Origin of the sequence: Demequina sp. TMPB413 (assembly GCF_020447105.2) — a bacterium.
In the GTDB taxonomy this organism is placed as follows: domain Bacteria; phylum Actinomycetota; class Actinomycetes; order Actinomycetales; family Demequinaceae; genus Demequina.
This window is the reverse complement of sequence record NZ_CP096184.1, coordinates 1,542,297-1,562,302: the sequence shown is the minus strand read 5'-3', so window position 1 is coordinate 1,562,302 and position 20,006 is coordinate 1,542,297. Positions and strand designations below refer to the sequence as shown.

Here is a 20,006-nt window from a genome sequence, read left to right as displayed (position 1 = left end):
GTAGCCGTGACGACGCAGCGATTGTCCAAGCTCTTAGGGCTCGCAACGCTGCTGTTGTTCGGTGCCGGGTTCCTTGCCGTCTTCCTTGACGTCGCGAGTCTGAGCGTGCTCTTTCCGCTGCTCTTCGGCCTCCTCACGGTGTCGATGATCGCTCGGTTTGCCTTGGGCGCCATGCAGGCGAAGCCGGCGCTGGAGCGTATCGCTGCTGCCCTGTCAGGCAGGGCCCACCCGGAACTCGGTAGCGACTGGCGCAGGGGTGAGGAGAGTGGCCCCCCGGCGGCACTCTCGGCGTTCGCTTGCGGCAGGCTCGCTGCGGACCCACCGCTCGTAGGCTCCAGTGACGGGAGGCCCGCCCACGTTTCGTACGAGAGGCTGGTGGACGACAGCGGAAGCACCCATCTCGCGACGCTCGCGTCCGTGGCTTCTCGCGTTGCTGTGGTCAACGAGGGCACCGTGGTGATGATGCGACAGCCAAGCAGGCCGTGGCAGCGCCTCGCGGAGGGGGTGGTCGACGGCGCGGCAACTCCCGCCGGGCTAGGCGCGGCATGGCGCGTCGCGGCGACCGATGCGGCCACCGCCGAAGCCATCGTGACTTCTCAGAGGATCGAGGCGCTCGCGGCCTCGTACGCCTCCGTGTCTGGCGCCGTCTGGACGGCTGGTGAAGTGACGGTCATCGAGGACGGCCATCGCACTTCTGCCGCACCGTTGGCCGAGTTGATCCGCCTGGCGTCGCGGCTCGCCGTCTGAGGACGACCCTTGGAGGGGCCGCCACGTGAACGACGGCCGGGAGGGTCAGCCGGCGAGCAACGCGACAGCCGCGGCGCCGATGATCAGCACGGCCGCGACCGCACCGGCGATGACGTAGGTCTGGCGAGACGCTGGCCCCACGTTCGTGGTCAGGACCTCGCGCTCCTTCAGCATCGTGACCCAGGCCTCAAGCCCTGACTCCTTGTTCTGCGCGTGTTGGACGACGCTGCCCGCCGCGAGCGCCGGCGCGGAGATGTTGCTCGCGAGCGAGGCCGCACCATAGGCCTTGGCGTTCCCGAAGGCGACGAACACGAGCTTGCCATCGGGATAGAAGTACAGGCCGTACTCCGCCCGCTTGACCTTCCCGAGCGCCGCGAGGCTCCTATCCATGACCACCACGCCGTCGGCGTCTGTGAGCGTCACTCGATCCTTGCCGTCGAAAGCCAGCGTGCCTTGTGCTGCCTTGCCGAGCATGCCGCGCGTGAACTGGACAGGGTGGGCCAAGGGCTCACTTTGTGGTCCGGCAGTGGACTGTGTGGGCGTCTCGTGGTGGTCGGACATGGGTTCCCCCCTCATTGGCGTTGCGATGCAGGTCGAACGTAACACCAGCGCATGCAGCCGCGTGAGTTATCCACAGACGGCGGCTGGAGCCCAGGCAACCGAGGTCTCGCGAAGGGTCACAACCCTGCTTGTGCCGCGCTAGCCTCTTGCGCCTTGGTGGAGCGTCGCACTTCGTCGAGTCCCTCGGTGACGATCTTGCGCAGCACGGATGGAGCGTCGGCGTTGGTTGCCAGCCAGTCCTCGATGAGGCTCTCCAGCCCGTCTACCCGGCCAGCAGCCCAGGTGGGGAACACGTAGCGTGCCACTCTGGCCCCCACCCAGCCCTCATTCGCGTCGTAGTACTCGCGCAGTTCCTCCAGAAGCGTCGGCACCAGGAAGGTCAACTGAACTGGGTCGGTGGCGCGCACGAGTCCCAACGCAATCTCGTACTGCACGGCGTTGGGAGCGGGCCCGTCAGCCGGGTGGGCGAGGGCGTCCCATGCGGCACGCTTCGCCTCAGACGTCGCGATCACCGCCATGGTTCCTGCGGCTCTCCGGCGCCCAATCGCCCCTGGGTCGCTTTCGAGTCGCGCCGCTATCTCACGCTCGCCAGCCATGCCGCAGGCGGCCATCCCCGCGAGCAGGTCCCAAGAGAGATCCGTGTCGATCTCCAAGCCTTGGAGGGCGTCGGAGCCGTCGAGGAGCGCGCCAAGGCGTGCGGCCTGCGCAGGGGTTGAGGCAACCCTCGCGTAGGCCTTCAGGGCTTGAAGTTGAAGGTCGCTTCCCGGTGCGGCGCCGGTCACCGTCGTCCACAGGCTCTCTGCCGACGCTGCGGCCACGGCTGGTACCTGTGCTGGCGGCACGTAGCGCGTCAGGGCGACGACCATGGTGCGAGCGTGAGCCTCCGCGGCTTCGGAGTTGGCCATCGCCGGCAGCACCGTGAGCACGGCATCGATGTAGTGCTGGGCGGGCAGTACGGCGTCGCGGCACATGTGCCACAACGCGTCGAGAACGGAGGCTTGAGCCATGGGGTGAGTCAGATCGCCAACGTGCGCCGCGATCGTGGCCAACGATGCGTCATCCAATTGCGCCTTCGCGTAGGTGCGGTCGGCGTCGTTGACCAGCAGCAGGTCGGGGCGAGGCTTGCCGACCGCCTCGGTCACGTCAGAGAGCGGCCCGTCGAGAGTCGCCACGAGGCTCCAGGTGCGCTCGAAGTGCCCGTCCTCGTGTTGGTAGCCGGCGATCGTGACTCGGTGAGGACGCTGAACGGGATGCGCCGCAGGAACATCCTCGGCGACGCGAAGAGACGTGATGACCCCGGCGTCGTCTGTGTCTACGACGGGGCGCAATGTGGTGACGCCTGGCGTCTTGAGCCACACCTCGGCCCAGGCGTCGAGCGGACGGCCGGCGGCGGCCTCGACTTCGGCCAAGAACTCGGCGAGGGTCGCGTTGCCGAATGCGTAGCGCTTCAAGTAGGCCGCCACTCCGGCGAAGAAGGCGTCCTCGCCCACGTGTGCGGCGAGTTGCTTGAGCGCCGAGGCACCCTTGGCGTACGTGATCATGTCGAAGGCGCTGACGGTCGCCTCGATATCGGGGACCTCGGTGACGATCGCGTGAGTTGTCGGCAATTGGTCCTGCACGTAGGCGATGGACTTGCGGCTCGCGCCGAACGTGACCCAGGCGTCCTTCCACGGCGTGACCTGCTCCGTCGCCCACGTGCCCACAAACTCAGCGAAGGACTCGTTGAGCCACAGATCGTCCCACCACCTCATCGTCACGAGGTTTCCGAACCACATGTGGCTGAGTTCGTGCAGCACGATGTTGAGGCGTCGCTCGCGCTCGGCGTCGGAGGCCCGCGAGCGGAACAACAGACTGTCCTCGGAGAAGGTCACGCAGCCGACGTTCTCCATGGCGCCCAGGTTGTATTCGGGCACAAACACCTGGTCGTACTTGTCGTACGGGTACTCGGTGTCGAAGACGCGCTCGTACAGCGTCATGCCGGCCTGGACCGTGCCGATCATCTCCTCGGCGTCGAGGTGTGCCGCGAGGTTCTTGCGCCCGTACACCCGTGCCTTGAGCGTTCCCTTCCTGCTGCGAAGTTCGCCCTCGGCCCACGCATAGGGTCCAGCGACGACGGCGGCCACGTAGGTGGGAAGGGCAACGGTGGGCGCAAAGGACCAGCGATTCACAGCGCCTTCGCCGATGCTCGTGGTGGCGCCTTCCGCCAGAGCGGGTTCGGGTGTGGGGGAGTTCGAGACGACCACCCAATGCGCCGGCGCGAACACCTCGATCGCGAAGGTGCCCTTGACGTCGGGCTGGTCGAAGCACGGGAAGGCGGCGCGGGCGTCGGCCGCCGCGAACTGGCTGTAGAGGTAGACCTCGCCGTCCTCTGGGTCCACGAAGCGGTGGATGCCCTGGCCATCCGTGCGGTACGCGAAGTCGGCCTCGATGGTGACTGAGTTGTGCTCGGCCAGATGGGTCAACTCGACTCGGCCGTCGTTGACGGCCGTCGCCGGGTCGAGCACAGTGCCGTTGAGGCTGATGCTCCCGACTGTCGCACCCATGCAATCGAGGAAGGTGCTCGCGCCAGCGGGTGCCTCGAACGCGATGGTGGTGGCGGTGCGGAAGGTGTCGCCCGGTCCGGTGAAGTCCCACGTGATGTCGTAGGCGGCGGATGGGATCAGCGCGGCGCGGTCGGTGGCTTCGCTCTTGGTGAGGTTGGTACCTGGCATGGTTCAGAGTCTGCCACCTTCACGGCGCGCGACCGTGAGACCACGGTCCGGTGGTGGGGCGCGACGCCGTGCACGACGCCATGCGCGGTGTGCAACGCGGTGCGCGACGCCACGTGGCTCAATCCGTACCGCTTCGCGGCCGGATTTCGCCCGTGGTGGCTTGATTCGTACCGGGCCCGGTACGAATCAAGCCACATTCGGCACTAGTGCCCCCGAATCCGGTACGAATCAAGCCATTTCCCGAGGGGGGGTGGGGGTGGGGGTGCGGCGAGCGCACGTGCAGTTGCAAGTGCGCCCGCGTTTACCCCGAGCCAGTCGCCTACTCGACGACGTCCTCCCAGGCTGCGCCTGCGTCGGCCGCCTGCGCTTCGAGAGCCCTGCGCACACTGTCCCTGCCCTCGATCACGAGTCGCTTGAGGGCGTCGTGAGCGTCGGCGTTGTCGGCGAGCCAGGCGTCGGCCTTGTCTTGGAGGTCGGGCACGCGACCAGCCTGCTGCACGGGGTAGAGGCCCTCGATCAGGTTGGCCGCCATCTCGTTGGTCTTCTCTTTGTAGATGCGGCGCAGCATGGCGAAGTACTCGTCCACGTAGGGCTCCAGGATGGAGACGTCGTGCACGTGGTTGAAGCCTGCGGTGGTTTCTGACTGGATCGCGTTGGGCAGGTCCTTGCCAGCGGGCGCGTTGATGAGCGCGTCCCACGCCGCACGCTTGAATTCGGCACCAGGAAGCGCCGCTCGTGCGTGAGCGGCACGGCGAGCACCCGAGGCAGTCGCATCCTTGGTGAGTTGCAACTCGATCGCGACCTCTCCCGCGCGGTTGCCAGCGACCAGGGAGATCAGCAGATCCCAAGCGAGGTCGGCGTCGACTGTCAGTCCGTCGAAGTGGAGCTTGTCGTCAACGAGCGCTTGCACGTTGTCCAACTGCGGGTCGGTGACGGCGAGGGAAGCGAAGGCCCTCACCAGCTGCAACTGGTTGTCGCTGCCAGGCTCGGCTTCGAGCGCGAGGTGCCACAAGGCGTCGGCCGCGTTCTCTTGGGCAGTGTCAGCGGAACTCGGCGTGGTGAACAGGCTGAGCGCGGAGGCGAGTTGGCGCAGGAGCACGAGGACGGTCGTGGACTCTGTCTCGGCACCAAGGTTGTTGAGCACCAGGTCGATGAACTGGCGTGCGGGCATCTCGGCGTCGCGCGTCATGTCCCACGCAGCGCTCAGCACCATCGAGCGCGGCAGGGCGTCCAACTCGCTGAGTCGGTCGACGGCCGTGGCGAGCGAGTGGGGGTCCAGGCGCACCTTGGCGTAGGCGAGGTCATCGTCGTTGACGAGGATCAGCGCCGGGAGTTTCTTGCCGACGAGGGCGGGCACCTCGGTGACAGCGCCGTCGATGTCGAGCTCGATCGCCTCGGTGCGCGCAAGGAGCGCGTTGACCTCGTCGTAGCAGCCGATCACGAGGCGGTGCGGGCGCAGCGTTGGCCACTCGTCTGGAGCCTCTTGCGCGACGGCGAAGCGGGTGATGACGCCGTCTTCAGCGGTCTCGATGATGGGGCGAAGAGTCGTGACGCCCGCCTTCTGAAGCCAGACGTCCGACCAGGCAGCCAGGTCGCGGCCGGAGGCCTTCTCGAGTTCGACCAGCAGGTCGTTGAGGGTGGCATTGGCGTGGTGGTGCTTGCGCATGTACTCGGCCACACCCGCGAAGAACTCGTCCTCGCCCACCCAGTACACGAGCTGCTTGAGCACGGAGGCGCCCTTGGCATACGTGATGCCGTCGAAGTTGACCTCGACGTCTTCGAGATCGCGGATCTCGGCCATGATCGGGTGCGTGGACGGCAGTTGGTCCTGCCGGTAGGCCCAGGACTTCTCCAGGCTGTTGAAGGTCACCCAGTTGTTGACCCACTTGGTGGTCTTCACGGTCGCGAGCGTCGAGGTGAACTCGGCGAAGGACTCGTTGAGCCACAGGTCGTTCCACCACTTCATGGTGACCAGGTCGCCAAACCACATGTGCGCGAGTTCGTGCAGCACGGTGACGGTGCGGCGCTCCACGCGTGCCTGTGCAGGCTTGGAACGGAACACGTAGTCCTCGAGGAACGTCACGCAGCCGGCGTTCTCCATGGCCCCTGCGTTGAACTCTGGGACGAAGATCTGGTCGTACTTCTCGAAGGGGTAGTCCATCCCGAACTTCTCTTCGTAGAACGTGAAGCCCTTCTGGGTGTCGTCAAGGATGACGTCAGCGTCCAAGTAGGGCGCGAGGGCCTTGCGGCAGTACACGTTGGCGCTGAGCGTGCCCTTGCGGCTCACGACGCTGCCCTCGACCTCGTGGTACGGGCCGGCGACGATCGCGGTGACGTAGCAAGGAATGCGCGTCGTGGGGGAGAAGTCCCAGCGTGCGACTCCGCGCTCGGTGCCGCCGATGGTGATGGTGCCGCCAACGGCCGTCTTGGTCGAGGGGGAGTTGGAGAGCACGTGCCAGTGGTCAGGTGCGGTCACGGAGAAGGTGAACTCGGCCTTGAGGTCAGGCTGCTCGAACACGGCGTAGACGCGGCGGGTGTCGGCTACCTCGAACTGGCTGTAGAGGTAGACCTCGCCGTCCTCGGGGTCGATGAAGCGGTGCAGGCCCTCGCCCGTGTTCATGTAGGCGCCATCTGCCACGACCGTGAGCGTGTTGTGCTCGGCAAGGTCGGGCAGGCTGATGCGGCTGTCCTCGAAATGTGCCGCGGGGTCCAACTGCTTCCCGTTGAGAGTGATGCTGTGGACCGTCGGCGCGATCAGGTCGATGAAGGTGCTGGCGCCTGCTGTCGCCGCGAAGGTGACGGTGGACGTGGACCGAAACGTCTCCTCAGAGGTGGTGAGGTCGAGTTCGATGGCGTACGTCTCTGTGGAGACGATGGCGGCGCGGGCTTCCGCTTCTGCGCGAGTGAGGTTTGTACCTGGCATGAAAGAGATTCTGTCATGAGGGGGCGACGGGTGGCGCGCGATGTCGCAGCCATCGACTCGACGCCCTCGCCCCACTCTGCTACTCCGGCCGTCACGCGCTCCGAATCGTCGACACCTTGATGAAGAGGCGCATTGAGCCCGGCACTGCGCGAAACCCGAAGTGCTCGTAGAAGGCCACCGCGGCGTCGTCGATCGCGTCGACCAGGACGAGCCTTCCGACACCTTCCTCGGCCGCGCGCACGATCCGTTCAAGCGCGTGTACGAGCAACCTCTCGCCCAGTCCTTGCCCTTGCAACGACCGGTCAAGTGCGAGGCGGCCCAGCAGGTAGCCCGGAATCATGTCGAGCCTGGTTGAGGCCCCGCGCGGCAACCCCTTCGAGACGATGGCAGTGGGAGAGACGGAGTAGTAGGCGACGGCGCGCCCAGCGTCGGCCCAGACGCCGGTCGCCGTCACACCCTTGGCCTGCGCCGTGAGCGCGGTGCGTCGCAGCCAGTCATTGAGCGATGGCACGCCACAGTCGAACTCGGCGACGTCGTGGCGAACGGTGAACCGTTCTGGCAGGTACACGGTCAGGAGCCGTGGCGCGCGAAGGCCTCGCTCAGGCGGGGCGCCGCGTCGGGCACGTCGAGTGACGCCATCACGGAGGCGAACGTCTCTGCGGGCATGACCGTGCGGTCCGAGCGGGCGAGTAGCAGCTCGGCGTCGCGCAGAGCGGCTCGGGTGACAAAGGCCGACGTGGACATGCCTTCGAGCTCGGCGGCGCGTTTGAGCACGTCGAGATCGCGCGTCGAGATGCGTGTGTTGAGCACCTGATCCTTGGGCATGGCAGAGGCCTCCTGTATGGACATGGTGTGACAGCCTCCGATGCGAGTCAAGGGATGAGGGGTCCAGGATCTCGGTCGGGGAGGGATGGTTGAGCGTTATCCACAGGGAAGGTATGGGCGGCGACCCTTCCGCGACACGAGGCCGGCCCCGTACCATCGGTCGCATGAGCGAGGGGGAGGCGTTCCAACGCCGGTGGCGGGTGACGCTGTTGCGACTGGCCGCGGTCGCGGCCGTCATCGCGGTGGCGGCCTGGACCTTCTTTGTGGGTTCCGCGGCCGAGTTGGAACGCATGCAGGATCCGCACACGTTCACCTAAGGGCGCGCGCTCGCGATCGTTGCCGTCCCGCCGCTCGGGCTGGGGCTGGGTTTTGTTCGCCACATCCCACCTCTTGGCGAGCCGTACGCGACGCTTGGGCTTGCGAGCATCGCGCTGTGGATTCTGGTGGGTTTCGCCGCGGCGGGGCTGGTGCCAGGCTCGTTCCCGGGCCGACGCTCGGGCACTGCCCCACGAGTGGCCCCGGCACGGCGGCCCCAATCCGCACCAATCCTGCCCGAGGACTCCCGTGATGCTCACTGAAACACCCGTCCCACTCGTCATCCAGCCCGAACGCCTCAGCGTTCCTCGGTCAACACGCATGCGTTACCGGGCGCTCTTTGCGCTGGATGCCGCAATCTTGGTGATGATGGCGGGCCTCGCGGCCGCAGGTGTAGCAGTCGGATCGGCCGTCGGGGCGGTGATGGTCTTCGTCGCCGTCTTGATGGCCGCCATGGCGATCATTGGCTTCGCGACCGGGATTCCCAGTTACAGGATGCTCGATCGCGTCGAGCGTGGACGCGTACCACTCCTGTGGGCTGAGGCAAGAGACTCCTTCGTGGTGCTGACGCCAGGGCCCCGTCCCAAACGATCAAAGGAGTTGCTGGTGGTACCAGGGGCGATGGTCAATGTCGACGTCGCGCCTAATCTGCGCCACTCGTTGTTCTACGTGGTGCTCGCGCTCAAATGGACCATCTCGTGTGAAGGGCGCTCGACGCGCTTCACCACCTTCTTTGAGCCGGACCCTGCATTCTTCGACGAAGTCGGGCGTGCGCTCGCAGACACGGGCCTCCACCCGGCGTTCACGTATCGGCCCCTGTCGCACTCCTTCTACTTTGCCGACATGTAGGAGCGACCCCCTCACCCCACCCGGCTGGCAGCCTCACTCAACAGTTGCTCCGCCACGGAGTCACGCGGCACTGGCAGCGTCGTCTTCCACTCGCCAGCGCCGATGGTCGCCACCGTCACCTCCGGATACAGCGGGTGACGCGCGAGCTCTAGCCGGTCGGGCGCCCCGAAAGGGATCACCAAGTGGGCCGTCGAGTAGATCGCGCCGCGGCCTCGCACTAGCCACGAGTGTCGCCCAAAGATCTCCAGGGCCTCCTCGTCGGCCGCAAAGAGCGCGCCGTGAAGGGTCATCGGCGACAACGCGTGCTTGAGGCGCTCGAGCGAGCCTCGGCTGCCAGCAGCGACGGGCGGCACACGCCGACGCCCGTGTGCTGCCCACGCAGACAGGCGCGGGTTGTCGCTGTGGGCCTCAAGGAAGGCGCTGGCCAGGAAGGTGTCGACGCGCCCCGGCCCGCGCGTGATGGCTGGCCGCGCGAGCGGACCGCCAGCCGCCAGGAGCGCCGAGCCCACGCGGCTCGCCTCCTTGCCAGAAGCAGCATCCTTGAGCGTGCCCACCAACCCGGCCACGACGTCGGCCGCTGATCCGTTGTACCGCACCCTGACCGGAATGCCGTCGGCCGTGGCCACGTAAAGCCGACCATCCAAGAGGTTGAGCGAGTCGCGAATCGCCACGATGTCGACGTAGGGGACCACCGCGATGTCGAAGCCCTTACCGCCGTCGTCCCTCACCTCGCCGTGTTCCTCCACCGTGCCCTGGCCCTTGCGCCGGCTCAGCACCGTCAGCCTCTCTGGGCCCAACAGGATGAGGTGGTCGTAGAGGTCCATGTCAGGGGTCGCGTTCCTGCGCGTGATGTTGCGCGGCACCTTGAGCACCTGGCGCTCCACCTCGAAGTCGATCGGGAAGCTGCGATAGAGGCGCGGCACCTCTTCTGGCTCCGTGACATCGTCGATCCATGGGCCAAAGCGGTCGTATTCGCTGACTCCCTTGAATGCACTCTTCATGACAACTCCCCGTGGTGGTGGTGGGACGGCGCGGGGACATGGCATGCGCTCGGGTTTCGGCGGGTCCCCCGCCAGTGAGTGGCCTGGGGGCAGCGCGGGGAACGCCTCAGCGCGCGGAACAACCTCCGCAGGACATCGTGCTCTTCGTCGCTGAAGTGCTCAGGAAACCCGCCTTCGTGGGCCACGCCTTCCACCATACGCTCGGCGTGCCGCGCTCGCTGGGGGAGGAGTGGCGTCAGTCCTGCACAGTGGCCGCTTTGCGCAGCAGGGTCTCGGCGGCAGAGCCGCGCGGCACGGGGATTTCTTCGCGCCACACACCAGCGCCGACGGTGGCCACCACCGCGTCTGGGTACAGCGGGTGGGGTGCGAGTTCCAGGCGGTCGGGGGCCGCGAAGGGGATGACGAGTCGCGTGGTCGAGTAGATCGCATCGCGACCGCGTACCAGCCAGTCGTGGCGGCCGTGCAGTTCCAGCGTGGTGTCGTCGGCCGTGATGAGGGCACCGTGAAGAGTCATGGGCTTCAACGCGTGCTGGAGGCGGACGCGCACTCCGCGTAGTCCTGCGGTGGCGGGGGACAGGGGTCTGCGCCCGTGCGCGGCCCACGCGGCGAGGTCGGGGTTGGAGGCCTTGGCTTCCAAGAACGCGCTCACGAGGAAGGTGTCAATGGGGGTGTTGTCCGGCGCCAACCCCAGCCCCTGCGTCGTCCCGAGCCCCAGCGTCGGCCGTGCTTCCCACGTCGTCCCCAGCCCCAGCGTCGGCCGGGCGAAACGCTTGCCAGCCTCGCGAAGCGCCGCGCCGATGCTACTGGCCGGGCGCGAGCAGGGAACTTCCCTGAGCGCGCTCACGAGGGTGTCGACCATGGGCGCCGCCGAGCCGTTGTAGGGCACCGTGATGGATTCCCCTGTGGAGCTCGCGACGGCGAGGCGGCCGTTCAAGAGGTTGACGGTGTTGCGCATCGCGACCACATCGGTGAGGTTCATGGTGACGGTGTCGTAGTCGCCGGCGCGCCGGCTCAGCACGGTCAGGCGCTCGCGGCCAAGGATGACGAGGTGGTCGTAGAGGTCCATGTCGGCCGTCGCGTTGCGGCGCGAGATGTTGCGCGGCACCTTGAGCACGAGCCGTTCCGCTGCGAAGTCGATCGGGTGGCCACGGTACAGGCGGGGGAGGTCGTCTGGGTGGGTGACTTCGTCAATCCATGGGCCGAACCGATCGAACTCGGTGGTGCCTGCGGTGGCCGGGGTCATGGCTGCTTCCGTTCTTCGGTGGAGGGCTGAGTGCTGGCCTCGCCGACGCGCGCGAGAATTGCGGCCGCCGCGGGCAGGTCTACGCCGTCGAGATGATCGAAGATGCGCCGACGCACGCTCGCGACTTGCGCAGGGAGGGCCTCGGCGAGACGCTCGCGACCTGCGTCGGTGAGGACGACGTCGCGCCCGCGGCCGTCGTCGGCGTTGGGCGTGCGCAGGAGGAGGCCTCTTGCGGCGAGGAGCGTGACGACGCGCGTGACGGCGGGTAGCGAGAGGGCGGTCGCCTGGGCGAGGTCGCCCATGCGCATCCGGCTGCCGGGGGATTCTGAGAGGTACATCATGGTGAAGTACTCGCTCATGGTCAGGCCATGGGCGCGGCCGATGTCGGCGGCGAACGTCCTTGGGAGCAGCACGAGCGCGCGGGCGAGGGACCGCAAGAAGGCCTGCTCGTCTTCGGTGAGGGGCTCCGTCGCTTCGTTCGCCTCGGTCATGGAGGTACTTTAGCGCTGAAGTAGTTTCCGTCTGGGGGGACCTCGTGCCCGGACGTATGGAGGAGCGCGACGTCGGCTGCTTCTCGTGCCGACTCTTGGAGCCCCTTCCCAAGCTGCCAATTGGCGTGTTGTCGTTTGATGTCACTAGATGTCAGTGGGTAGTGATTGACTAGTTACATGACCTTGACCACCGCCCCGATTCGCTTAGCGGCCGACGCTGTATGTGCGCGTGAAGGGGTGGACCTCAAACAGTTGTCGCGTGAGGAGTTGCTGGCTTTGTCTGGTCAACTGGCGGGCTTGCGGCGCGCAGCAGATCTCGCTTTTGCCCAGGTCGCGGCAGAAGTCGACTGCCTATCCCGACCGGAAGACGGTTCAGCAGGTTTGGCGGCCAGGCAGGGCTTTCGCTCTGCGGGTGAACTGATTGCGCGGGCCACCGGTGGAACTGTTGCGGAGGCTCAGCGGTTGATCTCGGCCGGTTCGTTGTTGGCGGACGCCGACGCCGACACCGGGTTGGGCGGGGAGGGCAGCGGTTCTACGGCGGTAGATGGGTGCGCCGACGTTGTGTCGGAGCGCGCGGCCACGCCGCTGTCGCCCGTCGCAGAGGTCAGGGCAGAACTTGCGCGGGCCGCGCGGGCTCAAGAGATTTCGGTGGAAGTGGTCAGCATCGCCGAACGCGCTCTGGCGGGGCTTCCTGACGAGGACCGGACCCGCGAGCTCTTTCTCAAGGCGATCGCGAAGGCGCCTGGCTTGGCGTTGCACCAGGTGCGTGCGCTGTTCTGGAGGGCACAAGCCGCTGCCGACCCCGAGGCCTGGAAGGCGCGCGAGTCGCGTCAGCAAGATGACCGCTTCGCCGTCCTGAGGGACGATGCGGACGGCATGGTGACCCTGACCGCCAGACTTGCCCCGCTTGATGCGGCGCCCGTACGAGCGGTGCTCGATGCCAATGTGCGCTGGGCCATGCAGCAGCGACGCGAAGACCCAGGCTCCGACGTGCGGAGCCCTGGACAGATGCGCGCCGACATCTTGGTCGGGCTATGCAGGCATGCGCTCGATTGCGATCAGCCGACCAGCGGCGTGAAGACCACCGTGGTGGTGAGAATGACGCAGGCCGACCTCGAGGCGGATTGCGGCGTGGGCGAGGTGGACGGTCTGGCGCAGCCAGTCTCCGTGTCTGCACTCCGCGAGGGTGCGGCGGACGCCGAGGTCATCCCCGTGGTGCTGGGCGGCCAGAGCGAGGTGCTCGACTGGGGGCGCTCTCGCAGGCTATTTACGCCGGCGCAGCGGTTGGCTCTGGTCGAGCGAGACGGCGGCTGTTCGTGGTGCCATGCTCCGCCATCGTGGTGCGAGGCGCATCACATCAGATGGTGGGAGAGAGACCGGGGTCCAACAGATTTGGCGAACGGTGTCTTGCTGTGCGCTCGATGTCACCATCGAATTCACGGGGACGGTTGGGGGATTGATGTTCGCGACGGTGTGGTGTGGTTCATTCCGCCGCGCTCGATCGACCCCGCGCAGACCCCGAGACTAGGCGGGCGGGCGCGATACGAGATTGCAGCGTGACGGCGGTGTTGCACTCGTGCTCAATGTCTTGGGCGGAGCTTGCTGCCGAACTTCCAGGCAGCAGAGGCATTGGGCTACGCAACTCTGGGGCCGCAGACTTGCCGGGCCATCGCGCTATCCGAGTATCAGGCTGCCGCACTGGGCGCCTATCGGGGCGGACGGTCGGCGGCTCCAGGCCCAACCGCGGTTGAACTGCAGGGCTACCGGGCCGTCGCGAGCGCTGGCAGCACGTGGTGCTCCAGAAGGGGAGCGAGATCGCTGGGTAGCGGGCCGTGGGGGTCGAGCCACCGAAGTTCTGCAATTTCGGCACTGGCGAGAGGCTCACCGCGAAGCGGGTGCTCGAACACGGAGCCCTCGACAAGGAATCCTGGCTCGTTTGCCGCGGCAGCGGTATAGGTGCCGAGGTCCGTCAGGTCGCCCGGCTGGAGCGATAGTCCGAGCTCTTCTGCACACTCCCTGATGGCGGTCCGGGCGGGAGACTCTCCCGCCTCGCGCTTACCGCCAGGCAGCATGAACCGGGACGTGCCCCGCTTGCGGACAGTGAGGATACGGCCATGTGGGTCGCGCAACACGACGGCGCTCACCACAAGGTCGGGGGATGCGGGACTTGCTGCGAGGTCGTGGGATGTTTGCTCCTGCTCAACGTTGTGCGTCATCTCTGCATCATGCCTGCCTCACGCGTGCTCGACGCCTCGACTGCGTCATGGGACTGAACGTCGAGGGCGACGCTGAGGCGTTCAAGGCCAAACTCGAACGCCTCTTCCACGTTGCCGCCCAGACGGAAGGCCCCCGCGAGCTCCATCGAGATGAAACCCATCGCCCACGCGGTCACGAGACGCGCGGCGTTCAGGGCGTGCTCGTTGCCCGCCAAAGCCCGCGTCGTGGCGAGGATGGGCTCCGCGGCGGCAGCCAAGGTCTCCTCAGACCCGCGCCCAGCGAAGGCCAGGCGAAACGCCTCTGGCCGTCGATGGGCCCACTCGCGGAGCGACGTCGCCAGCTGAGCGAGGTTGCTGTGTAGGTCTTCCGCCGTGTGGTCCTGGCGCGCGGGGGGCAAGTGAGCAACAAGGTCGCGGGCCGCAGCGTCGGCGACCAAGGTGAGGAGTGCGTCTCGGTCCGCGACATGTTTGTACAGGGACGGGGACTTGACCCCAACGGACTTCGCCACTGCGTGCATCGTGAGGCCAGCCGGTCCGTTGCTCTCAAGAATCAGGAGCCCCGCGTTGACGATCGCGTCGAGGGACGTGCGGGACGGGGTCGGCATCGAGCACTCCTTGGGTGGCTTGGTGGCGGGTTCGAGACTTTGGCTATTGACACTAGCCATGATGCCTAAGTATATTAGCCGGGTCAAGCATAGGGCAGCGAGGGCGCGGACGGTGCCATGCGAGGCGGCGAGTGGTCGCACTGCGAACCAGCCGTTGCCCGCCTTGTGAAACCAGCCCTTGCCCGCACTCCGCACCAGCACGTGGCCCCCGCACGAACCAGCCCGCCGCCGTACGCCCGTCCCGCACGTCCCACCCACACCCGACCAGGCACCATCCCCAAGAGGAAATCCCATGAAGATCGGTCCCCACCTGCACCGCATCGGCAACGACATCGTCGCGGCCTACCTCATCGATACCCCTGAAGGCATCACGTTGATCGACGCAGGCCTGCCAGGACACTGGCGCGACCTCAAGAGAGAACTCGTGCGCATTGACCGCGCCATCGCTGACATCCGCGGCGTCGTGCTGACTCACGGTGACAGCGACCATCTCGGTTTCGCCGAGCGGCTGCGCCGCGAGACGGGTGTTCCCGTGTATATCCATGCCGCCGATGCCGATCGCGCCAAGGGTGGAGACAAGCCCAAGACCAGCGTCGGCCGCGTGAAATGGGGCGCCGTGCTCAGGTTCGCTCTGTACGCACTGCGCAAGGGCGGAGCCCGCACCCGCTATCTCACCGAGGTGACCGAGGTGACCGACGGCGATGTGCTGCCGCTGCCCGGTGCACCGAAGGTGATCTCGATGCCAGGGCATTCTCCCGGCAGCATCGCGGTCCACGTCCCGGTGGCGGAAGCCGTCTTTGTGGGCGATGCGCTCACGACCCGCCACGTGCTGACGGGTCAGGAGGGCCCGCAGCCCGCACCCTTCACCGATGAGCCTGACCTCGCCCTCGACTCGCTCGCGCGATTGGCCGGGGTTGAGGCACGTTGGGTGCTGCCGGGCCACGGCGCGCCGCTGAAGGTGGCGCCGGGCGAGGTAGACGCGCTCGTGAGGGCCGCGGCCGGGTGATGATCGGCGTGGATCGGTGAACTGCGGGGGCGGGCAACCGGCCCATCGGCATGATCCGGCCACCCGCAGAACGATGCCCTCACCTGTCGAGCGGTGACCCATGGTGAGGAATACTGGACGCCGTCTCCACGTCATAGGGACCAGAGGAACACGGCTCGACGGTGAGCGCACCCACCCATCACGCCACTCACAGATCGGCTCCCATGCCCACGCTCACGCCCGCGCGCGCCAGGCTCGCACTTCTCTCGCTAGCGCTCGGCGGCTTCGGCATCGGCACCACGGAGTTCGTGGCGATGGGCCTGTTACCTGACATCGCTCGCGACCTCTTGCCTGCCCTGTACTCCGCCAATCAAGAGGAGGCGCTCGCCAAGGCGGGGATCGTCATCTCTGCTTATGCCGCTGGCGTGGTGGTAGGCGCTCCCACGATCGCCGCCTTCGCTGCCCGCTTCCCACGCAAGCGGCTGCTCGCCTGGTTGACCGTCGCTTTCACCGTCGGGACCATTGCGTCGGCCCTCGCGCCGACGTTCGAGACCGTTGTCTTGTTCCGATTCCTCGCGGGCCTGCCGCACGGCGCGTACTTCGGCGTCGCGGCACTCGTGGCGGCAGACCTCATGGGCAAGGGCGCGCGGGGTCGAGCCGTCGCCTACGTCTTGACAGGGCTCACCATCGCCAACGTCGTCGGCGTTCCAGCCATCACCTTCTTGGGTCAGCACACGTCATGGCGGATCGGCTATCTGGCAGTCGCGGCGATCTTCGCGCTGTGCACCGTCGCCATCCTCGCCTTCGTGCCAGCGCACGACGGCGACCCTCACGCCACCATCCGGCGCGAACTGAGCGCGTTCACGCGGCCGGCCGTGTGGTTCGCGCTGCTGACGGGCGCGCTCGGTTTCGGCGGGCTCTTTGCCGTCTACACCTACGTGTCTCCGCTCGCCACGGAGGTCGCGGGCGCCCCTGAACGGTTCGTGCCTGCCGCGCTCATCGTGCTAGGGATCGGCACCACGGTGGGCAACATTCTCGGAGGCAGGATGGCGGATCGTGGTGCCTTGCGGGCCGTGTTTGTCCTCTTTGGCGCGCTGGCGATCTCGCTGCTCACCCTCGCGTTGCTGGCGCGCACCGTGCCGGGACTCCTACTCGGGCTCTTCATGGTCGGCCTTGCGGCATCGGCAATCTCGCCCGCCATCCAGACCAGGCTCATGGACGTCGCCGGTGACGCGCAGACCATGGCGGCTGCCGTCAACCACGCTGCGCTCAATATGGGCAACTCGCTGGGCGCGTTCCTCGGCGGAATCGTCATCGCTGCCGGCTGGGGATATGTCGCGCCCACCTGGGTGGGTCTGGCGCTGTGTGCGCCCGGCGTGGCTTTCGCGCTGGCTGGTTGGCTCGTCACGCGCCAAACGGCCGACGCTGGTGTCACCGCGGACGACGCCGTCGGCGCCGACGCGTAGGTTCCAAAGGTTCCGGGCAGGGGGGGTCTCGGGGCTCTTGTCTCGCGCCTCGGGGCGGCGGCTTGAGTGGTGTGGCGTGATGTGGCGACCCTGGCCCGCACCTCACCTGCCCTGATAGATTCACCGGGACATGAAGTGGCCACGAGCCACGCGGTGCAGCGATGCGGCTGCCGGGGAGCACCGGGGCCGCGAGACAGGAGATGTCGTGGGGTTCATTCAGATCGTCGTTGGTGCCGGCTGGGATTCCCTCAAGGGGACCTTCGGAGACCAGTTCCTTGACTTCCTCGTCCCGCCGCGCGGCTTGAGTGACACCGCCGTCGTCTTCCCCGCCGTCACCCAAGGCACCAATGCTGGCCGCGGCGAGAACACTCGTGCCAGCGAGAACATCATCACCAATGGCTCGGTCATCATCGTGCCTGAGGGCTACGGGCTGCTCACGTTCCAAGACGGCGCGATCACCGCCGTGGTGGGCGAGGCAGGCGCGTACAAGTGGGACAGCGAGGACCAGAACTCCAAGTCCGTCTTCGCTGGCGACAACATCTTCAGCGCGACCCTGAAGACGTCGTGGGAGCGCTTCAAGTTTGGCGGACGCCCTGGAAGCCAGCAGTTGGCGTTCTACGTGAACCTCAAAGAGATCCCCAACAACAAGTTCGGCACCCAGGGACCCATCTACTGGGACGACGCCTATCTGAATGCGCAGGCAGGTGCGGTGACGCGCGGCACGTACGTGCTCAAGGTCGTCGACCCAATCCTGTTCGTCAAGACCTTGGTTCCTGCGAGCTACATCACCGCCGCGGCCAGGGTGTTCGACATCACGGAGAACGACAACGCCGTGTCGGAGCAGCTGTTCAGCGAGGTGGTCGGCTCACTCGCAGGCGCCTTCTCGCGCTACGTCAACGATGACGACAAGGACCACCGGATCACGCGCATCCAGTCGGACTCTGTGGGATTCGCGCGCTCTCTGGCAGAAGAGGTCGAATCCAACTATCAGTGGTCCTCCGAGCGGGGCCTCACCATCACGAAGGCGACCATCGTCTCCGTCGAATACGACGAGGACACGTCGGCGTTGCTCTCGGACGTACGAAAGGCGGACGCCCTCAGCGGTGGGCGCGCAGACACCTTCCTGAAGCAATCCGTGGCGCGTGGCGTCGAGGCGGCGGGCGAGTCGGGCGGTGGTGGCACAGGCCTGGCCATGATGGGCATGGGAATGGGAGCCATCGGAAACCTCGTCCAGCCCACGCCCGCTGCTCCTACGGGCGCCCCTGGCACGACGGGTACCGCTGCTGCGGCCGCGCCAGCCGACCCAGCCGTCCAGCTCGCGCAGTACAAGAAGATGCTCGACGACGGCCTGATCAACGAGGACGACTTTGAGGCGCTCAAGAAGAAGGTGCTTGGCCTCTAAGGTCGCCACGCCATGACGACTGAGCAACCGCCGCCAGCGCCTTCGCCAGAACCGGGCCTGCCGATCCCGCCCATGCCGGAAGCGGAACAGCCGGAGTACGTCGAGTTAGCCACGCCTGGAGGCGCTGCTGATGGCGTGGTCAGGTGTCAGCAGTGTGGTGCGAGCGAGGTGAACTTCCGCTCGGATACCGCCGAGTTCCAGTGCGCCTACTGCCGCTTCACATGGAAAGAGCAGAGCCTCGACGAGGCGATGAAACTCAGCGAAGGCATCGGCGAGCTTCGCGGCACGACCGTCTCGAGCGCCGCAGTCGACATCATCGACGACGCCGCCCTAGTGACGATGAAGTGCACGGGTTGCGGTTCGGAAGTGGTGATCGACACCGACCACAATCTGCGTGCGCGATGCCACTGGTGCAAGCACGAATTGTCGCTCAACAACCGCATCCCCAACGGCGCGGTGCCCGACGGGATCCTGCCTTTTTCCGTCACGAAGGCGCAGGCGATGGCGAACATCAGCGCCTTTGTCAACGAACGCAAGACGTTCGCACACCCTGGGTTCTCGAGCACGTTCACGCCCGAGAACGTGATGGGCGTCTACATGCCGTACATGACCGTCGACGGCAACGTCGACGTGCGCCTGGACGGCGAGGGCGAAGTCTTGAGGCGCACGGTGCGGGTCAACGACAAGCAGACCGAGTATCACGCAGACAGGTACACCGTCATGCGCGAGTTGTCGATGGAAATCGACGACCTCATTGTCGAGACTTCCTCCGACAGGGCTGATATTCACTCGACGGTGAGCACCAACAACATCATCAATGCGGTGCTGCCTTTTGATGTGAAGAACATGGTGCGCTTCAACAGCAACTTCCTTGGCGCCGAGTACACGTCGGAGCGGCGCGACATGGACGTTGACGCAGCAGAGGCGTACGCGGCGAGCCACTTCATGACTCTCGCGAGGGCGGGCGCGCAGCCATCGGTGCGCGGCTACGACCGCGGCGTCGAGTGGACATCGGAGCAGGTCAACGTGAAGGGCAGCCGCTGGACGGCTGTGCTGCTGCCGGTGTGGCTCTATGGCTTCGTCGAGACACGAGGGAGCCGCCAAATCACGCACTACATCGCCGTGAATGGCCGCACTGGCGCCACGATGGGAAGCGTGCCGATCAACCGGAAAAAGGCGGCCCTCGTGGCATGGGGCACCGCCGCCGCTATCTCGGTCGTGACGTGGCCGATTGCCTTGGCAGTCTTGGTGATGGGCTGATGATGACGAGCAATCGTGGGGCCATGAGGCAGGGCAAAGCACTGCAGTGCGCGAGCTTGTCACCATCCTCGAAAGTCAGGAGACGCTCGTGAGTAGTTCATCGGAAGGCTCCTCAGGGCTCGCCTTCGCTCTGTTCGCTGCAGGCCCTGCCACGGGAGTCTTCATTGCGGGCTGGATCAGGGCGAAGTACCGCAACAAGGGCGCGCGGTACATGCCCGAGCGAGTGGTCAAGCACACCATCACCAAGATGACTCAGGATGACACGTTCCTCAAGAAGATCGTGTCGCGCTCGCGGTCAATATCGGGACGCAACGATCAGTCGCCTGAAGTGCGAGCGCGATTCACGCGCACCACCAAGGAGTAGGCGCCAACACGACGACGCCTAGGGGCGCCGGGAGGGGAGAGG

Annotated in this window: 19 protein-coding genes; 9 read left to right on the top strand and 10 right to left on the bottom strand. The window is 66.5% G+C overall.

Going from position 1 to position 20,006, the window contains the following annotated elements:
- Positions 1-6: 6 nt before the first annotated feature.
- Positions 7-747, top strand: coding sequence for a hypothetical protein (locus tag LGT36_RS07595; RefSeq protein ID WP_226095532.1), 741 nt, complete (start codon positions 7-9; stop codon positions 745-747).
- Positions 748-792: 45 nt separating this feature from the next.
- Here LGT36_RS07595 and LGT36_RS07590 read toward each other — a convergent pair whose 3' ends face one another.
- From LGT36_RS07590 to LGT36_RS07570, 5 genes are all read right to left on the bottom strand, one after another.
- The gene (locus LGT36_RS07590) at positions 793-1,308 is read right to left on the bottom strand and encodes a hypothetical protein (protein WP_226095533.1); all 516 of its coding nucleotides are present in this window, start codon (positions 1,306-1,308) and stop codon (positions 793-795) included.
- 116 nt (positions 1,309-1,424) lie between these two features.
- Entirely contained in the window at positions 1,425-4,019 is a 2,595-nt protein-coding gene (gene pepN / locus LGT36_RS07585; protein WP_226095534.1) for an aminopeptidase N, read from the bottom strand.
- A gap of 319 nt (positions 4,020-4,338) precedes the next feature.
- Positions 4,339-6,942, bottom strand: coding sequence for an aminopeptidase N (pepN, locus tag LGT36_RS07580; RefSeq protein ID WP_226264587.1), 2,604 nt, complete (start codon positions 6,940-6,942; stop codon positions 4,339-4,341).
- A gap of 91 nt (positions 6,943-7,033) precedes the next feature.
- The gene (locus LGT36_RS07575) at positions 7,034-7,510 is read right to left on the bottom strand and encodes a GNAT family N-acetyltransferase (RefSeq protein WP_226094936.1); all 477 of its coding nucleotides are present in this window, start codon (positions 7,508-7,510) and stop codon (positions 7,034-7,036) included.
- 2 nt (positions 7,511-7,512) lie between these two features.
- A complete protein-coding gene (locus LGT36_RS07570) occupies positions 7,513-7,767 on the bottom strand; it encodes a DUF1778 domain-containing protein (RefSeq protein ID WP_226094937.1) in 255 nt (84 codons plus the stop codon).
- Between the two features lie 164 nt (positions 7,768-7,931).
- Between LGT36_RS07570 and LGT36_RS07565 the strand changes: the two genes are divergently transcribed.
- Both LGT36_RS07565 and LGT36_RS07560 read left to right on the top strand, forming a co-directional pair.
- Positions 7,932-8,084, top strand: a complete 153-nt coding sequence (locus LGT36_RS07565) for a hypothetical protein (RefSeq protein ID WP_226094940.1) — start codon at positions 7,932-7,934, stop codon at positions 8,082-8,084.
- Positions 8,085-8,334: 250 nt separating this feature from the next.
- Positions 8,335-8,931, top strand: a complete 597-nt coding sequence (locus tag LGT36_RS07560) for a hypothetical protein (protein ID WP_226264586.1) — start codon at positions 8,335-8,337, stop codon at positions 8,929-8,931.
- 11 nt (positions 8,932-8,942) lie between these two features.
- Here the strand turns inward: LGT36_RS07560 and LGT36_RS07555 are convergent, their stop codons facing one another.
- The 3 genes from LGT36_RS07555 to LGT36_RS07545 all read right to left on the bottom strand — a co-directional run bounded on the left by LGT36_RS07555 (position 8,943) and on the right by LGT36_RS07545 (position 11,666).
- On the bottom strand, positions 8,943-9,932 hold the full coding sequence (locus LGT36_RS07555; protein WP_226094944.1) for a hypothetical protein: 990 nt from the start codon (positions 9,930-9,932) through the stop codon (positions 8,943-8,945).
- A gap of 235 nt (positions 9,933-10,167) precedes the next feature.
- Positions 10,168-11,175: a hypothetical protein gene (locus LGT36_RS07550; RefSeq protein ID WP_226094946.1), complete on the bottom strand. Its 1,008-nt coding sequence runs from the start codon at positions 11,173-11,175 to the stop codon at positions 10,168-10,170.
- The gene (locus tag LGT36_RS07545) at positions 11,172-11,666 is read right to left on the bottom strand and encodes a MarR family winged helix-turn-helix transcriptional regulator (RefSeq protein ID WP_226264585.1); all 495 of its coding nucleotides are present in this window, start codon (positions 11,664-11,666) and stop codon (positions 11,172-11,174) included. Before LGT36_RS07545 ends, LGT36_RS07550 begins: the two co-directional genes overlap by 4 nt.
- A 177-nt stretch (positions 11,667-11,843) precedes the next feature.
- Here LGT36_RS07545 and LGT36_RS07540 point away from each other — a divergent pair, with 177 nt between their 5' ends.
- Positions 11,844-13,226 (top strand): HNH endonuclease signature motif containing protein, encoded by a 1,383-nt coding sequence (locus LGT36_RS07540; protein ID WP_226095603.1) that lies wholly within the window; start codon positions 11,844-11,846, stop codon positions 13,224-13,226.
- Between the two features lie 200 nt (positions 13,227-13,426).
- On the opposite strand, the gene LGT36_RS07535 is transcribed toward LGT36_RS07540, so the two are convergent.
- Together LGT36_RS07535 and LGT36_RS07530 are read right to left on the bottom strand one after the other, a co-directional pair.
- Entirely contained in the window at positions 13,427-13,882 is a 456-nt protein-coding gene (locus LGT36_RS07535) for an NUDIX domain-containing protein (protein WP_226095602.1), read from the bottom strand.
- Positions 13,879-14,487, bottom strand: a complete 609-nt coding sequence (locus LGT36_RS07530) for a TetR/AcrR family transcriptional regulator (RefSeq protein ID WP_226095601.1) — start codon at positions 14,485-14,487, stop codon at positions 13,879-13,881. The genes LGT36_RS07535 and LGT36_RS07530 overlap by 4 nt, the downstream gene beginning before the upstream one ends.
- A gap of 292 nt (positions 14,488-14,779) precedes the next feature.
- Here LGT36_RS07530 and LGT36_RS07525 point away from each other — a divergent pair, with 292 nt between their 5' ends.
- The 5 genes from LGT36_RS07525 (at position 14,780) to LGT36_RS07505 (ending at position 19,964) form a co-directional block, all read left to right on the top strand.
- Complete coding sequence (locus tag LGT36_RS07525; protein ID WP_226095600.1) at positions 14,780-15,493, top strand: MBL fold metallo-hydrolase; 714 nt, start codon at positions 14,780-14,782, stop codon at positions 15,491-15,493.
- A 203-nt stretch (positions 15,494-15,696) separates the two neighbouring features.
- Entirely contained in the window at positions 15,697-16,938 is a 1,242-nt protein-coding gene (locus LGT36_RS07520) for an MFS transporter (RefSeq protein WP_226095599.1), read from the top strand.
- Positions 16,939-17,143: 205 nt separating this feature from the next.
- Complete coding sequence (locus LGT36_RS07515) at positions 17,144-18,340, top strand: SHOCT domain-containing protein (RefSeq protein WP_226095598.1); 1,197 nt, start codon at positions 17,144-17,146, stop codon at positions 18,338-18,340.
- Positions 18,341-18,352: 12 nt separating this feature from the next.
- Positions 18,353-19,600, top strand: a complete 1,248-nt coding sequence (locus tag LGT36_RS07510; RefSeq protein WP_226095597.1) for a TFIIB-type zinc ribbon-containing protein — start codon at positions 18,353-18,355, stop codon at positions 19,598-19,600.
- Positions 19,601-19,688: 88 nt separating this feature from the next.
- Positions 19,689-19,964 (top strand): hypothetical protein, encoded by a 276-nt coding sequence (locus LGT36_RS07505; RefSeq protein WP_226095596.1) that lies wholly within the window; start codon positions 19,689-19,691, stop codon positions 19,962-19,964.
- Positions 19,965-20,006: the final 42 nt, after the last annotated feature.

Bases quoted from the DNA above. Each gene is read 5' to 3' on its own strand.
- LGT36_RS07590 (WP_226095533.1), bottom strand. From the start codon at position 1,308: ATGTCCGACCACCACGAGACGCCCACACAGTCCACTGCCGGACCACAA.
- pepN (WP_226095534.1), bottom strand. From the start codon at position 4,019: ATGCCAGGTACCAACCTCACCAAGAGCGAAGCCACCGACCGCGCCGCG.
- pepN (WP_226264587.1), bottom strand. From the start codon at position 6,942: ATGCCAGGTACAAACCTCACTCGCGCAGAAGCGGAAGCCCGCGCCGCC.
- LGT36_RS07570 (WP_226094937.1), bottom strand. From the start codon at position 7,767: ATGCCCAAGGATCAGGTGCTCAACACACGCATCTCGACGCGCGATCTC.
- LGT36_RS07565 (WP_226094940.1), top strand. From the start codon at position 7,932: ATGAGCGAGGGGGAGGCGTTCCAACGCCGGTGGCGGGTGACGCTGTTG.
- LGT36_RS07560 (WP_226264586.1), top strand. From the start codon at position 8,335: ATGCTCACTGAAACACCCGTCCCACTCGTCATCCAGCCCGAACGCCTC.
- LGT36_RS07555 (WP_226094944.1), bottom strand. From the start codon at position 9,932: ATGAAGAGTGCATTCAAGGGAGTCAGCGAATACGACCGCTTTGGCCCA.
- LGT36_RS07550 (WP_226094946.1), bottom strand. From the start codon at position 11,175: ATGACCCCGGCCACCGCAGGCACCACCGAGTTCGATCGGTTCGGCCCA.
- LGT36_RS07545 (WP_226264585.1), bottom strand. From the start codon at position 11,666: ATGACCGAGGCGAACGAAGCGACGGAGCCCCTCACCGAAGACGAGCAG.
- LGT36_RS07540 (WP_226095603.1), top strand. From the start codon at position 11,844: ATGACCTTGACCACCGCCCCGATTCGCTTAGCGGCCGACGCTGTATGT.
- LGT36_RS07535 (WP_226095602.1), bottom strand. From the start codon at position 13,882: ATGACGCACAACGTTGAGCAGGAGCAAACATCCCACGACCTCGCAGCA.
- LGT36_RS07530 (WP_226095601.1), bottom strand. From the start codon at position 14,487: ATGCCGACCCCGTCCCGCACGTCCCTCGACGCGATCGTCAACGCGGGG.
- LGT36_RS07525 (WP_226095600.1), top strand. From the start codon at position 14,780: ATGAAGATCGGTCCCCACCTGCACCGCATCGGCAACGACATCGTCGCG.
- LGT36_RS07520 (WP_226095599.1), top strand. From the start codon at position 15,697: ATGCCCACGCTCACGCCCGCGCGCGCCAGGCTCGCACTTCTCTCGCTA.
- LGT36_RS07510 (WP_226095597.1), top strand. From the start codon at position 18,353: ATGACGACTGAGCAACCGCCGCCAGCGCCTTCGCCAGAACCGGGCCTG.